The 13,099-nt window shown below is 46.1% G+C and carries 12 protein-coding genes; 5 read left to right on the top strand and 7 right to left on the bottom strand.

Going from position 1 to position 13,099, the window contains the following annotated elements; all coding sequences use genetic code 11:
• Positions 1-131 precede the first annotated feature (131 nt).
• The 3 genes from ACZ5XY_RS07810 (at position 132) to ACZ5XY_RS07800 (ending at position 2,787) form a co-directional block, all read left to right on the top strand.
• Complete coding sequence (locus tag ACZ5XY_RS07810; RefSeq protein ID WP_464740516.1) at positions 132-1,847, top strand: SulP family inorganic anion transporter; 1,716 nt, start codon at positions 132-134, stop codon at positions 1,845-1,847.
• 199 nt (positions 1,848-2,046) lie between these two features.
• Positions 2,047-2,373, top strand: a complete 327-nt coding sequence (locus ACZ5XY_RS07805) for a protein tyrosine phosphatase family protein (protein ID WP_464743821.1) — start codon at positions 2,047-2,049, stop codon at positions 2,371-2,373.
• Positions 2,374-2,454: 81 nt separating this feature from the next.
• The gene (locus tag ACZ5XY_RS07800; RefSeq protein WP_464740514.1) at positions 2,455-2,787 is read left to right on the top strand and encodes a protein tyrosine phosphatase family protein; all 333 of its coding nucleotides are present in this window, start codon (positions 2,455-2,457) and stop codon (positions 2,785-2,787) included.
• Between the two features lie 85 nt (positions 2,788-2,872).
• Here the strand turns inward: ACZ5XY_RS07800 and ahpF are convergent, their stop codons facing one another.
• A complete protein-coding gene (ahpF, locus tag ACZ5XY_RS07795; RefSeq protein ID WP_464740512.1) occupies positions 2,873-4,447 on the bottom strand; it encodes an alkyl hydroperoxide reductase subunit F in 1,575 nt (524 codons plus the stop codon).
• 464 nt (positions 4,448-4,911) lie between these two features.
• On the opposite strand from ahpF, the gene ACZ5XY_RS07790 reads away from it, so the two are divergent.
• Positions 4,912-5,160: a YdcH family protein gene (locus ACZ5XY_RS07790; RefSeq protein ID WP_464740510.1), complete on the top strand. Its 249-nt coding sequence runs from the start codon at positions 4,912-4,914 to the stop codon at positions 5,158-5,160.
• A gap of 116 nt (positions 5,161-5,276) precedes the next feature.
• Here the strand turns inward: ACZ5XY_RS07790 and ACZ5XY_RS07785 are convergent, their stop codons facing one another.
• Both ACZ5XY_RS07785 and ahpC read right to left on the bottom strand, forming a co-directional pair.
• Positions 5,277-6,146 (bottom strand): glucose 1-dehydrogenase, encoded by an 870-nt coding sequence (locus tag ACZ5XY_RS07785; RefSeq protein WP_464740508.1) that lies wholly within the window; start codon positions 6,144-6,146, stop codon positions 5,277-5,279.
• Between the two features lie 262 nt (positions 6,147-6,408).
• Entirely contained in the window at positions 6,409-6,975 is a 567-nt protein-coding gene (gene ahpC, locus ACZ5XY_RS07780; protein ID WP_464740506.1) for an alkyl hydroperoxide reductase subunit C, read from the bottom strand.
• Between the two features lie 236 nt (positions 6,976-7,211).
• Between ahpC and ACZ5XY_RS07775 the strand changes: the two genes are divergently transcribed.
• The gene (locus ACZ5XY_RS07775; protein ID WP_464740504.1) at positions 7,212-8,129 is read left to right on the top strand and encodes a LysR substrate-binding domain-containing protein; all 918 of its coding nucleotides are present in this window, start codon (positions 7,212-7,214) and stop codon (positions 8,127-8,129) included.
• Positions 8,130-8,139: 10 nt separating this feature from the next.
• On the opposite strand, the gene ACZ5XY_RS07770 is transcribed toward ACZ5XY_RS07775, so the two are convergent.
• The 4 genes from ACZ5XY_RS07770 to ACZ5XY_RS07755 form a co-directional block, all read right to left on the bottom strand.
• A complete protein-coding gene (locus tag ACZ5XY_RS07770; protein WP_464740502.1) occupies positions 8,140-8,793 on the bottom strand; it encodes a M48 family metallopeptidase in 654 nt (217 codons plus the stop codon).
• Positions 8,790-10,127, bottom strand: a complete 1,338-nt coding sequence (locus tag ACZ5XY_RS07765; protein WP_464740500.1) for a DUF1513 domain-containing protein — start codon at positions 10,125-10,127, stop codon at positions 8,790-8,792. The genes ACZ5XY_RS07770 and ACZ5XY_RS07765 overlap by 4 nt, the downstream gene beginning before the upstream one ends.
• Before the next feature lie 2 nt (positions 10,128-10,129).
• Positions 10,130-11,269 carry an imelysin family protein gene (locus ACZ5XY_RS07760; protein WP_464740498.1) on the bottom strand — a complete coding sequence of 380 codons (1,140 nt, stop codon included), beginning with the start codon at positions 11,267-11,269 and terminating at the stop codon, positions 10,130-10,132.
• Between the two features lie 64 nt (positions 11,270-11,333).
• A complete protein-coding gene (locus ACZ5XY_RS07755) occupies positions 11,334-12,914 on the bottom strand; it encodes a di-heme oxidoreductase family protein (RefSeq protein ID WP_464740496.1) in 1,581 nt (526 codons plus the stop codon).
• Positions 12,915-13,099: the final 185 nt, after the last annotated feature.

The following is a 13,099-nucleotide window of genomic DNA, read 5'->3' as shown; positions in this document are numbered from 1 at the left end:
AACGCCTTAGCTATTTAGAACTATGAAGTAAAAATAAGCTTCAAGCTTAGTCATAATAGCAACAAGCTTAAAACGCGGCGGCTTTAGGACTGTGCTAAAATTAAGTTTAAATAATCACTTAAAAGATGGCTATGGGCGTATCGGCGGCGCAACTTGTTCCAGCTTGGCTGAAAAACTATCCTCTTAAAAACCTGCCCACGGATTTGGTGGCAGGGCTTGTGGTTGGTTTTGTGGTGATTCCGCAAAGCTTGGGATATGCTGTTCTTGCAGGACTTCCGGCAGAATATGGCTTATATTCTGCCATTGTTCCGGTATTGGTTTATGCTTGGCTTGGCTCAAGCAGCGTTCAAGCCATTGGTCCTGTTGCCATTACCGCCATTATGACCGCAAGCAGCCTGCACAGCTATGCCGATAAGGGCGCGGCGCAATATGCTTTGATGGCAAGCTTGCTTGCGCTGATGGTCGGAACGCTTTTGTTTGCCGCAGGAAAGCTAAAACTTGGCTGGATTATGCAGTTTATCAGCCGCGGCGTGTCAGCAGGGTTTGTTAGCGGCGCGGCGGTGCTGATTTTTATCAGTCAGCTAAAATACCTGACTGCCATTCCAGTTAGCGGCAACAATATACTGGGTTATTTGGCAAGTATTGAGCGCGGTATCCATGATTGGCACCCATTGACCGTCACCCTTGGCATGACTTTGCTTGGGCTAATGATTGCCAATCGATATGGCAGCCACTGGGTTTGGCAATCATGGCTGCCAAAATCCAAAGCCATTTGGGCGGAGCGCTTATTTCCCTTAGCCCTGCTCATTATTGCCATTATTTTAAGCCTAACGTTTCATTGGCAAGATAAAGGGGTTGCCACCATCGGCGCCATCCCGCAAGGCTTGCCAAGATTTGCCTTGCCTTATTTGCCAAACTTTCATGAAGTTCTCAACTTATTGCCAACCGCCGGACTTATGGCGCTGATTGCCTTTGTGTCCAGCAGCTCCGTTGCCAGCACTTATGCTAGGCTTCGCGGTGAAGTGTTTGATGCCAACAAAGAGCTGACGGGACTTGGTCTTGCCAACATGAGCGGCGCTTTTTTTCAAAGCTTTGCTGTGGCAGGCGGCTTTTCGCGAACCGCCATCAACGTTGATTCGGGAGCAAAATCCCCTATTGCCAGTATGATGACCGTGGTCGTTATGGTGCTTGCCTTGGTGTTATTTAGCAGCGCCCTAGCCCCGCTGCCCTATGCGCTGCTTGGGGCAACGATTATGGCGTCCATCATTGGGCTTATTGATGTTAAAACGCTCAAAGCTGCCTTAAAGCGCGACCGCTTGGATGCGGCAAGTTTTTTAGCCGCGTTTTTTGGGGTGCTGATTTTAGGGCTAAATTCTGGGCTGATTATCGGGCTGATGGTGTCGTTTGCCAGTTTGATTTGGCAATCAAGCAAACCGCACGTTGCCATCGTCGGTCAACTTGCCGGAACCAGTCATTTTCGCAATATCGACCGCCACGATGTGGTGACTTTTTCCAATTTATTGCTCCTGCGAATTGATGAAAGCTTATTTTTTGGCAACAGCGAAGCGGTTCACAAGTGGGTCATTCAAACCAGTCGCCGCTATCCTGACGCTTGCGAGATTGTGCTGATTATGACGGCGGTCAATCACATTGATTTAACAGCGCAAGAGATGCTCACCACTTTAAATCAAGAGCTGCTTGCCAATCAAAGGCGACTGCATTTTAGCTTTATCAAAGGTCCTATTATGGACAATATCGAAAATACCCCGTTAATTACTGAGCTATCAGGCAAAGTATTCATGAGTACCATGGCAGCGGTTCAGGAGTTACAACGCCCCCAACCCTAAGTTTAAATTAGTCTTTAAAATCAATACAATCCATAAAACCATTTATGCAAATTTTTTATTTATTTAAATATTATTATTCCAATAATTAATAAGGATTTATTTCATTTTTCCTTATAATAAGAATTACTTCAACGTTATTTCCTTTTTTGACTATCAAATTTGACCTTTTGATGCGAAAACTACGGTGGTTCGACTCATGATTTCAGAAAACTTAACCATTTATAAGCAAATTTATCCAAGTCAATGTTGCAAAATCGCGCAATTGGGCTACCGCTCGGTGATTAATATTCGTCCCGATTTTGAAATTGAAGCTCAGCCGTCCAGTGCCGATTTAGCAGTAGCGACCAAAGCTGCCCAGTTAGAATACTGTCATTTACCGTTTGATGAGGAACGCTTAAGCCTTAGCACCATTCAAAAATTTGCTGACTTTTATAACCGCTGCCCAAAACCGGTGATGCTGTTTTGCGGAACTGGCGCGCGTGCCAAACTGCTGTACCAAAGCGCCTTAATGCAAGGTTTGTTATAACTTGCTCACAAAACTGCCCTATTTATTTTAGAATCACTTATTATGATAAGTCTTAACCCTTGATTTTAAATTGGAGCACTCATGAGTCATAACGTTACGATTACTGGTCAAATCACCCCTGAGCAAGTGCCCATGCTTGCTGAAAATGGTATCAAAACCATCATCAACAACCGCCCTGACGGTGAAGAAGCCGGTCAGCCAACCAGCGCTGAAATTGAAAAAGCGGCAACAGAGGCAGGACTTGCCTATAAAGAAATCTCGTTTTCAGGAAACGGCTTGACCCAGCAGCATGTTGAGGACTTTGCCGATTATTTTAATCACGCCAAGCAGCCGATTTTGATTTTTTGCCGAACTGGCAACCGCTCAACCGGCATTTATGAAGTGGCAAAACAAATGGATTTGCTTGACGATTGATTTTTTATTCAAGATTAAAATCAACAACACCTACAAAAAAATCCCGAAACCTTAGCTTCGGGATTTTTTATTATGAAGTCAATAATTACTGCATCACCAAATATTCAAAGGCGGATAATGCCGCTTTACTGCCCTCACCCATGGCAATGTTGATTTGCTTAAAGGGTACGGTGGTCACATCGCCGCAAGCAAAAATACCTTTGCGGTCGGTTCGGCAGCGCTCATCGATTTCAATTTCGCCAAAGCGGTTTAAATCAATAAAGCCTTTGACAAACTCGGTATTTGGTACCAAACCAATTTGCACAAATACCGCTGCTAATTCCAATTCTTTCATCTCGCCTGATTTGCGGTCTTGATAAACAAGGGAGCTGACTTTACCATCGGTCGCTTTGATTTCTTGGGTCGCGGCACTGGTAATGATGTCGATATTGGCTTTTTCGCGGGCTTTGTTAATCAAAACTTGGTCGGCTTTCAAGCTGTCGGCAAATTCAAAAACTGTCACGTGCTTTACGATTCCGGACAAGTCAAGCGCCGCTTCAATCCCTGAGTTACCGCCGCCAATGACCGAGACGTTTTTGCCTTTAAAGAACGGACCATCGCAGTGTGGGCAGTACGCCACGCCTTTGCCGATGTTTTCTTCTTCACCAACAACGCCAAGCTTGCGCCATTTTGCCCCTGTTGCCAAAATGATGCTGCGAGTGGCAAAGCTCTCACCGGTGTTCAGATGAATTCGGTAGTTTTCATCAGACGTTTCGCTGATTTCTTTGACGCTCACGTGCTCTTTGATGGTGATGTCATACTCACGTAAATGCGTTTCAAAGTTGGCAGAAAGCGCGTTGCCGGTCGTTAAGGGCACAGAAATCAAGTTTTCAATGTCTTGAGTGTCTTTCACCTGACCACCGATTCGGTCGGCAACCATGGTGACTTTTAAGCCTTTGCGAGCGGTATAAATTGCCGCAGCAACGCCTGCAGGGCCTGCGCCAATAATGGTCACGTCTTGCTGCTCAAGCTCCTCGCTATCCACCTCACCTGATAGCAAATCAGGGAATTGCTCTTGCAATTTTTCAAGCAATTTTGCGGTATCGATTTTGCCATTAGCAAACGGTTTGCCATTTAAAAAGACCGCTGGAACGCCTTGGATGTTGTTGGCATCGACCAAATCTTGGAACAACGCGCCATCAATCATCTCGTTGCTGATGCCGTCATTTAATAAGGCAAATTGGTTGAGCGCTTGAACGACATCAGGGCAGCTGTGGCAGGACAGTGACACAAAGGTCTGAAACTGCATAGGCTGATTAAAGCGCTTGACCAGCTTTTGAATGCCCTCATCAAGCTTAAGCGTATGACCACCTGCCTGCAAAATTGCCAAAATCAATGAGGTAAACTCATGACCACCAGGAATGCCGCTAAAGACAATTCCGGTGTCAACCAGTTTGCCATCAATGCTTGGGCGAATGGTAAAGCTAACCCCACTTGGCAAGCTGTTATCCGTGACGTTGGCATCAAATTGGATTTTGTCCGTTGCCGTTGCCACTTGAGTCAAAAATTCAATCAACTCGCCGCGTTTTTCGTGACTGCCCTCACCAATCACAAAACTTACAGGTCGGGTCATGTTTTCGCTGTAACTGGTAATCGCGTCAATTAAACCTTGGTCAATCATAGTTAATCCTTATTGTTATTACCGTTAGGCATTTTGTAAAAAAAGGTGATAAATATTTCTGCGGTCAAATTAGCAAAGCTTTGATTTAACAGCCAATTTAGCAAAGTTATTTAGCTTAGCTTTTGCGCCGATGAGACTATTATCAAAGGTTTTCACCGAATTTGCTAGCTTAGAAAGCTAATTTTAGCGATTAAAAAAACAAATCATCATTAATTTTTTATAATTATTAGTAAATCAATGATTAAATCTTGGCATAATTTTTCGCCAAAACTGCATAGAATTGCGTTGGTTATTTCGCTACAATCAAAGAGCGGTTAGCAACAACTAAAGCCCAGTTATGGCTAAATTAACAATCACTTAGCCGCCAAAGTAACAACAATAAGGGTTAGCGAACGACAATTATTATTTATTCAATATAGGTAATATTATCATCAACCATTCATCACTGATAAAAGGATAATATAATGGCCTTAGCAAAAAAATGGCAAGAGCACAGCGATATCATTCGCGAACTGCAAGCTTCAAGCCCGCATTTCAACGATATTTTTCAAGAACACAGCGACCTTGACCAACAAATTCGCAGGCTTTCAAGCGATGTGGTCACCAACAGCAGTTGCGATGATGAGATTGAGCAAATGAAACGCCGAAAGCTGCAGCTCAAAGATGAGATTTTCCGCCAAATTGACAAAGCTAAGCTTCAGGTCAGCGTCTAATTGTCTATCTTGAATGATTCAATATCATCAATAAAAACCATAAATGAATTATAATTCACCAAACGGCTGACCAGCATCAGCCGTTTTTTGTGATTTACAGAGCATAATGGCAGCCCTTAACCGCCCACAATCTCGCCGCCGTTAACGTGAATCACTTGACCGGTCACGTAACTGGCATCATCGCTGGCAAGGTACAGATAAGCCGGCGCCACTTCATTGGGCTGACCTGCCCGACCCATGGGCGAGCTTTTACCAAATTTAGCCACTTCGTCCGGCGTAAAAGATGCCACAATGAGCGGCGTCCAAATCGGGCCCGGAGCCACGCCATTGACGCGAATGCCTTTATCAGAGCCGGATAAATTGTTTGCTAACGCTCGAGTAAACGATAATATCGCGCCTTTGGTGGCGGCATAATCGATTAAATGGTCACTGCCGCGATAAGCAGTGATGGAGGTGGTGTTAATAATGCTGCCGCCTTTGCCCATATGCGGCAGCGCAAATTTACTCAGCCAAAAATGCGGGTAAAAATTGGTACGAACGGTTTTATCAAATTGCTCGCTGCTGATGTCGGTCAAGCTGTCTTGCTCAATTTGCATTCCAGCGTTATTCACCAAAATATCAATTTTGCCGAACTCGCTAACCGCTTTGTCAATCAGCGCCTTGCAGTTGTCCTCAACCGATAAATCAGAGGCAACCAGCAAACAGCGGCGACCATAATTTTCAACGTGCTTTTTGGTAACATTGGCGTCCTTATCTTCACAAAGGTAGCCTACCACAATATCCGCGCCTTCTTTGGCAAATAAAATGGCAACGGCTTGACCGATGCCGCTATCGGCGCCGGTGATGACGGCAACTTTATTGGCAAGTTTACCGTTGGGATAGTCTTTTGGTAGCACTTCAGGCTTTGGGTGCTGCTCACGTTGCGACCCCGGCAAGTCTTGCTGCTGCTTTGGAAAGGCGCTTTTGGTTGACTTATCTTGGCTCATGGTCATCTCCTTGTTATTTTACTTATGACTTTGATTTTTATGTTGATTTACGGCTACTAAAAAGCTTGAAGTTAACCTGTCTTAGCATAGCCAAGCTGCTTTAGATTGCAGCTAGCCTTTAGTGAAAGACTGTAGATAAGTTGTAAAATCTCCTTTTAAAAATATTTTACCCCGACAATAAAAAAGCCCCATCAATTGACGGGGCTTTTTAAAGGTAACTTAAAAATCAGCTATCTTTAAAAGTTAAGCACTAAGCTAAAACTTAGATTTTACCAACCAAATCAAGGCTTGGTTTTAGAGTTGCTTGACCTTGTTCCCAAGCAGCTGGGCAAACTTCGCCGTCGTTTTCACGAACGTACTGAGCCGCTTTTACTTTGCGAACCATGTCTTTTGCGCTACGACCGATGCCAAGGTCGTGGATTTCTGCAACTTTGATAAGACCGTCTGGGTCAACCAAGAACGTTCCGCGAAGCGCGGCGTTGGCTTCTTCAATCATGATGTTAAAGCCGCGGGTGATTTTGCCGTTACCATCGCCAAGCATTGGGTATTGAACTTTGCCAATTGCTTCTGATGAATCGTGCCAAGCTTTGTGAACAAAATGGGTGTCAGTTGATACCGCGTAAACTTCAACGCCAAGACCTTTCAGCTCTTCGTAATGGTTTGCCATGTCTTCAAGTTCCGTTGGGCAAACGAAAGTGAAGTCGTGTGGGTAGAACATAAAAATCGCCCAGTTGCCTTTCACGTCGTCTGAGGTGATGGTTTTGAATTCGCCATTCACGTAAGCTTGGGTTGAAAATTCTGGGATTTCTTGGTTGATAATAGCTGCCATGGAAGGCTCCTTTATTGTTGGTTGTGAGTTGCTTTGGTTTAAAATTGCAAGCGCTCAATTGGGTTGCGATGAGCGCTTGTGGTACTTGATAAACTATACGCGAATTTTACCGTTTAGCCAGTTAAAAGTTTTTATTCTGATGTTTTGTTTTATTAAACTTGTTAAACTAAACTTGCTAAATTTTAGAACCAACAACCGATAACCAATAAACGATAACGAATTAATAAGAGATGATTATGATTACCTTACGCCAGCTTGAATTTGCTTTAGCGGTGGCAAAACATCGACATTTTAAGCGCGCCGCTGAAGAGTGCAATATTTCGCAGTCCGCGCTAAGTCTTGGGATTGCTGAGCTTGAAAAGCAGCTGGATACGCAGATTTTTGAGCGCAATAATAAGCAGGTGTTAATTACCCCCATCGGTCAGGAGATTTTGACGCGGGCGCAGCGAGTATTTTCTGAAATCAGTGATTTGACCACGCGAGCGCAAAGCCACCAAACGCCGCTTGCCTACCCAATGACGGTGGGAATTATCCCAACGATTGCGCCGTATTTGCTGCCCAAAGTGTTGCCGGCGCTCAAAGCCCAGTTTCCCAATTTTCGAATGACCATCATCGAGCAGCAAACCGAGCGCTTGCTTGAGCAGGTGCGCTACGGTCATATTGATACCGCCATTATCGCGCTGCCCTATCCGGTCGATGGCTTGCACAGTTTTGAATTTTGGTCGGAAGATTTTTTTGCCGTTTTTGCCAAAGACGATGAGCACGCCAAGCTTGACACCATTGATGCTGATGCGTTGGCGGCGGCAAATTTAATGCTGCTTGGCGAGGGTCACTGCTTAACCGACCAAACGCTTTCCGTTTGCCATTTTGACCGCGAGCAGATGAAATCAAGCTTTTCTGAGGCGAGCCTCAATACGCTGATTCAAATGGCGCTTGCCGATATGGGAACAACATTAGTGCCAAAAATGGCGCTTGACCAATTAAAATTGCAAAACCAAAACGCGGTTGCCATTCCGTTAACGGAAAAAGGCCCGCATCGGCATATTGCGTTTGTCACCCGTCTTAATTACGCCCGCGTTGATGATGTTAATTTATTAGGAAAAGTATTTTCTGAGGCGCTATTAGCCGATGAAACGAAAGCCTTATCGCCATAAATTTGCCGTATCAAACATTTTTTCCGGCAAGTAAGTTATGCCAGTGCTTGTAATCGGGCATGGCAGTGGCGACCGCTTGCCAAAAATCACGGCTGTGATTGGGGTGGATTAGGTGGCAAAGCTCGTGGACGAGGACGTATTCGGTACATTCAATGGGGTACGCGGGAAGATACGTTGACAGCCAAATCCGCCGCACTCTTGTGTTGCAGCTGCCCCAGCGCGTTTTCATGGTTTTAAAACGAACTTCGCTGGCAGTTGCAGTTTTTGGCTGCCACTTTGCCAGTAAACTTGGAACGACGGCAGATAACTCATCGCGGTAAAACTCGGTGACGGCGCGACCGTTTAACGCGATAGCTTGCGATTCGCCCCAAAGTAGCACGCTATGTTCGGCGTTTTTATCATGAGATTTGGGTAAAAAGGCGGCTTTTTGCGCGGTTTGTGTTAGCAATTGCTCATGCTGATAAATTGCCCAATCAAGCCGCTTTCTCAGCATTGCTAATAAATGCGCATCATCAATGCCCTTAGGATACGTCACAAAAAGGGCATTAGGCTTTAAGCGAAAGTTGATATTTTTAACTTTTTTTGGGGATATAGTGAGCGTAATTCCGTTAGCCGCAAGCTCATTATGAACTGCTTCTAGGCTTAAGCCCTGTTTTGCTGTCATGACACTTCTTGCAAATGGTTGTCAAAGGACATTCGCTGACTTTTGTTATCACTACTTAACGTTTGCGTTGCTAAATCAACGCTGATGGTAGTGAGCAGCCCTTGACCGTCGCTGACGATAAAATTGGCACTATCGTCAACAACCGTCGCCGCCCCTGCGCAATCTGGCAATGAAATGGCATCAATTAACGCGCGCGATGTTAAATCAAAAACTGCCGCCACCCCGCCAATTGGTGAGGTCACGCACAATAAATTATTTTGGCTGTCAACGGCAACGCTTGCAATATAGTGATGAAAAACATGCCAGTTGTCATTGGGCATCATCAGCGGCGAAAGCGTTTTTTCGCCAAACTTATGGGTCAGCACCAGTGGCAGGCTCAAATGCCTCTGCCCTTGAAACTGAACGCCAATCATCACTGTGCCATCATGGTGAATGTCCAAATGACGGATGCTCATTTGGTTGTGCTGCGGGGTGATTTGCGCAAGCAGCTTGCCCGTTTTGCGGTCAAGGTAGGTCAGCGCCGGCTTCATGGTATCAAGGTTCAGCTCCTCACGTGAGGCTTGCTCAGTTTTGATGCCGCCATTGGCAATGATAAGCATCTCACCTTTTGGGTGCATGATAAGCTCATGAGGTCCGATACCGTGAGCGTCAATTTCGCCGGTTTTTTGGTAACTATTTTTTGCGTTATAAATACCAATCTTGCCGGTTAAATCGGCGGTGTCATTTTCGCTGACATAAAGGCTTTCACCATCAAGGCTAAAGCAAGCATGACCATAAAAATGGCGGTTGCTAGCGGCTTTGATGCTGTGCAACACCTGACCTGAGCTGCTATCTAACACCCAAAAGCACTCGCTTGGTCGGCGACCCATGACGACAACGTGACGCTTGATAGCATCGCCTTGCTGAGGCTGAACGACGATATCATGAACGCGCTCAGGCATGGTGGTTTGCCAAACCAACTGCCGATATTCATCAATACCGACGACGCCAAAATCTTGAGCGTCGTCGGCAAGCGCGACCGATTTTGGCATGGCAGCCACGCCGCTCACCCAAGCAATGGGACGCGGTAACCAAGTGGTCACGTGGTTATCATTAGCCGCATCAACTGCATTTGTTATCGAAGCATCTTTTACCGTATTTTTTGCCAACGCCCTTTTCGATTTAGCCGCAAAATTTAGCGCCCCAAATGCCCCAAATACGTAATCGCTTAATTTAGCGTTTGCGTTTCGGCGCTTTCGGTAGTAATGATGAGCGCTTACCAATCCTGCCGTTCCTGCCAAGCTAAGCAGCGCAGTGCTCACAAGCTCGCGGGCGATAGATTTTTTAAGGCTCATGATTAATCGCCATCGGTGCTGTTAAAGCCCACGCGAACGCCAAGCGTTGGCATCAATTCACGCTTAATGACGCGGGTGATGGTGGTTAAGTCCTCAAGCAATTTTTGCTGATTGGCTTTATCGGCATCACCAATATCTTCAGGTAATTGTGCCAATAGCGCTGTGGTGTCGGCAAGCGCGGTCGATAGCTTATTATCCACTTCGCTTTCGCCGTTTGCGCCAAGCATGGCAGTAAATACAGGGTCGCTAAAGGCTTGATTGAGCGTTGCAAGTTTGGCGCTGATAATCTCGCGGCTTTGCTTAGCGGTTGCTGCCGGCAGGTGACCTTTGGCTTTACCTGAAAGCCCAAGCGGCTGGTCGATGGCGTTTGATTTCATGGTTTCAACCATCGATAGCAAGGAATTAAACCATTTATTAAGCCCTTGATTGTTGTCCACGTTATCAATGGCAAGTAAGATGGTTTTGTTGTCCTGCCAATTTTTTTCAATCGCCGTTAGGCGCTGATTTAACGCCAAACTTGCACTAATCACGTAGGCGCACTCGCCAGCATCCAAAGTATCATTAGCAAACAATGCTTCCTCCAGCCCCGGAACACCTTGAACGATGGCGCTTTCATCAGCAAGCTGCTCAGGGGTAAGGTTCGGATTGGCGCGGATTAAGTCCGCCACACCTTGATGAACCAAGCCGCGCTCATCGGGATAATAGTTAATATATAAATTGCTCATGCTGTCAGTGGCAGGACCAAAATTGACCATTTCAGCGGCTGACCAAGCTTGCACCAATTCAAGCCAAGCGGCGCGCAATTCCTCAAGCTTATCACCGGTCACTGGCGCGCTGCTGCACTGCGATTTTGCCAAGTCATGAAGCTGTAAGCTTTTTTCCGAGCTTTTGGCATAGGCGGGGATAATAAGGTCATCAGCAACATGATTTAAATAGGTGGTTTTGGTGTCGGCGCTAATCTCAACTGGCGTGATGTTTACCGCTTCCGTATCCGTTTTGGCAGCGCTATCGACCGCGCTATTGTCTTTGCTGACTTCTTGTGATTTATCGGCAGCTTGGTTGTCGTTCGGTTTAACGCAGCTGACCAAAAGTCCGGCGCTTAGCGCGGAAATTGCCATAGCGAGGGCATGAGTTTTTTTCATAAAAGGCTCGGTGGTTGGGTGAACGTCAAATAAGGATTTTTTAAATAGTTATTTCATTAAATAGTTATAAAGATTTTAAAAAGGCGAGCAGCTCCTCGCGACCTTTTTTGTCAAGCGCTAAAACCCGCTGCTGCTGAGCTTTTGCCTCGCCGCCATGCCAAAGTACCGCCTCCATCAGCGTTCGGGCGCGACCATCGTGTAAAAAGGTGGCTTGTGGGTCGACCGTTTGCGCAAGACCAATGCCCCAAAGCGGCGGCGTTCGCCACTGATACGAGGTCGCTAAAAACTCCACTTGAGCGTCTTTTGGCGGCAGTTTTCCGGCGATGGTGCGGTCAGCTAAATCATCACCCATGTCATGAAGCAGCATGTCGGTGTACGGATAAATGATTTGACCGTGCTGCTCGATATGGTCATCATCGGTTTTTGGCAATTGATAGCGCGGGGTGTGGCAGCTTTGACAGCCCATGTCATAAAAGCGTTTTTTACCGGCAAGCATTTGAGGGCTGTCTGCTTGACGGCGATGGGGGACAGCTAAATTTCGGGTATAAAATTCAACAAATTTAGCAACTTCATCGCTGACCTCAACGTCCGGCTTGCCCTCGCCTTGGTAGTCGGCGCCAGTGGTGGCTTTAAGGCAAGCAGTTTGCGACGGCGTGCACGATTCATTTGGGCGAATGCTTGAGGTCAGCCCCATATCTTCATTAAAGGCGGTTTGGTTTTGGGTGAGTAGCTTGGCTTGACCGGCTTTCCAACCAAAGCGCCCAAGCATGAGTTTTCCTGTTTCAGCATCGGTGACCCAATTATAAACGCCGCGAATGCCATCGCCATTGCTGTCGTTCGGGTCAGCTTGTTTTTTGATGGCATCAACTGGGATTTGCTCTAAAAGCCCCAAGCCAATCATCGGTAGCGCAATCCTTGGCGACACCATCAAGTCGTCATCAAACGCGCCATAGCCGGCATTGGTTAAATGAAACGTTGGTTTTCGCAAAGTTTCGATGTGACCGTCAGCAAAGGTGACTTTTTTATCTTGCCATTCCACTTGAATTCGCGCTTCTGCCGGAACGCCTTGAATGCCGCGGTCTTGCAATTGACCGCCGTAAACCGGATGAGCAACCTTTTCAATCAATGAATTTTGCAACTGACGTTTTTGCTCAGGCGTGGTTGCAGGCATGGCTAAGCGAATCAGCAAGCTATCAGCATCGTCATCCGCATGATTTGGCGCATGACCGCGACCGTCTTTAACGTGACAGGACTGACAAGCAGCCACGTTAAACAGCGCCCCTAAACCATCGCGGCTGTCGGTACTTGCCGGCGCTACCACCCACGGCTGCTTAAAAAAGGCATTGCCAATAAAAAAACTGCCTTTTCGAGAAGCCGGAATGTTCGATGATGGCTTTGAGTAGCTCTCAGAACTGGTGATACTGATGCCTGTATCGCCGCCTTGTTTGATTTCTTGCGGGTCAAATTCAATCAGTTTTGCCATTGGCACGCCGGCGACATCCTCAATGGTTGCCAAGCGTTCTTTTGAAATTGCCGACGTTGAGGATTCGGTATTTTTATTGTTGGAGGTTGGCTGACAAGCACTTAGGAGAACCGCAATCATAAATAAAACAGGATGACCCAATACTTTATTTTTCATTGCCATTAATACCCCTAAGCCCAACGTGACTTAACTTACTTTTGATTTTTAAAGCTGCCACCAACCATGAGTAATGGCAGCGCGATTGCTTTACTGGATAATTATACTAAAAAACAACTCCTAAAAACCAAAATGACGATGATTTATTTTCACTTAGCAGTCAGCAAGTTGACCGCTAAGCGATTGAAATT

Source organism: Psychrobacter sp. GTC18467 (assembly GCF_055397455.1).
The sequence above is the reverse complement of the archived record's forward strand: the minus strand, read 5'-3'. Positions and strand labels throughout refer to the sequence as shown.

Excerpts from the sequence above, each read along its gene's own strand:
- ahpF (WP_464740512.1), bottom strand. The coding sequence starts at position 4,447 with ATGATTGACCAAGGTTTAATTGACGCGATTACCAGTTACAGCGAAAAC.
- ACZ5XY_RS07755 (WP_464740496.1), bottom strand. The coding sequence starts at position 12,914 with ATGGCAATGAAAAATAAAGTATTGGGTCATCCTGTTTTATTTATGATT.
- ACZ5XY_RS07810 (WP_464740516.1), top strand. The coding sequence starts at position 132 with ATGGGCGTATCGGCGGCGCAACTTGTTCCAGCTTGGCTGAAAAACTAT.
- ACZ5XY_RS07770 (WP_464740502.1), bottom strand. The coding sequence starts at position 8,793 with ATGACAGCAAAACAGGGCTTAAGCCTAGAAGCAGTTCATAATGAGCTT.
- ahpC (WP_464740506.1), bottom strand. The coding sequence starts at position 6,975 with ATGGCAGCTATTATCAACCAAGAAATCCCAGAATTTTCAACCCAAGCT.
- ACZ5XY_RS07775 (WP_464740504.1), top strand. The coding sequence starts at position 7,212 with ATGATTACCTTACGCCAGCTTGAATTTGCTTTAGCGGTGGCAAAACAT.
- ACZ5XY_RS07800 (WP_464740514.1), top strand. The coding sequence starts at position 2,455 with ATGAGTCATAACGTTACGATTACTGGTCAAATCACCCCTGAGCAAGTG.
- ACZ5XY_RS07765 (WP_464740500.1), bottom strand. The coding sequence starts at position 10,127 with ATGAGCCTTAAAAAATCTATCGCCCGCGAGCTTGTGAGCACTGCGCTG.
- ACZ5XY_RS07790 (WP_464740510.1), top strand. The coding sequence starts at position 4,912 with ATGGCCTTAGCAAAAAAATGGCAAGAGCACAGCGATATCATTCGCGAA.
- ACZ5XY_RS07760 (WP_464740498.1), bottom strand. The coding sequence starts at position 11,269 with ATGAAAAAAACTCATGCCCTCGCTATGGCAATTTCCGCGCTAAGCGCC.
- ACZ5XY_RS07785 (WP_464740508.1), bottom strand. The coding sequence starts at position 6,146 with ATGAGCCAAGATAAGTCAACCAAAAGCGCCTTTCCAAAGCAGCAGCAA.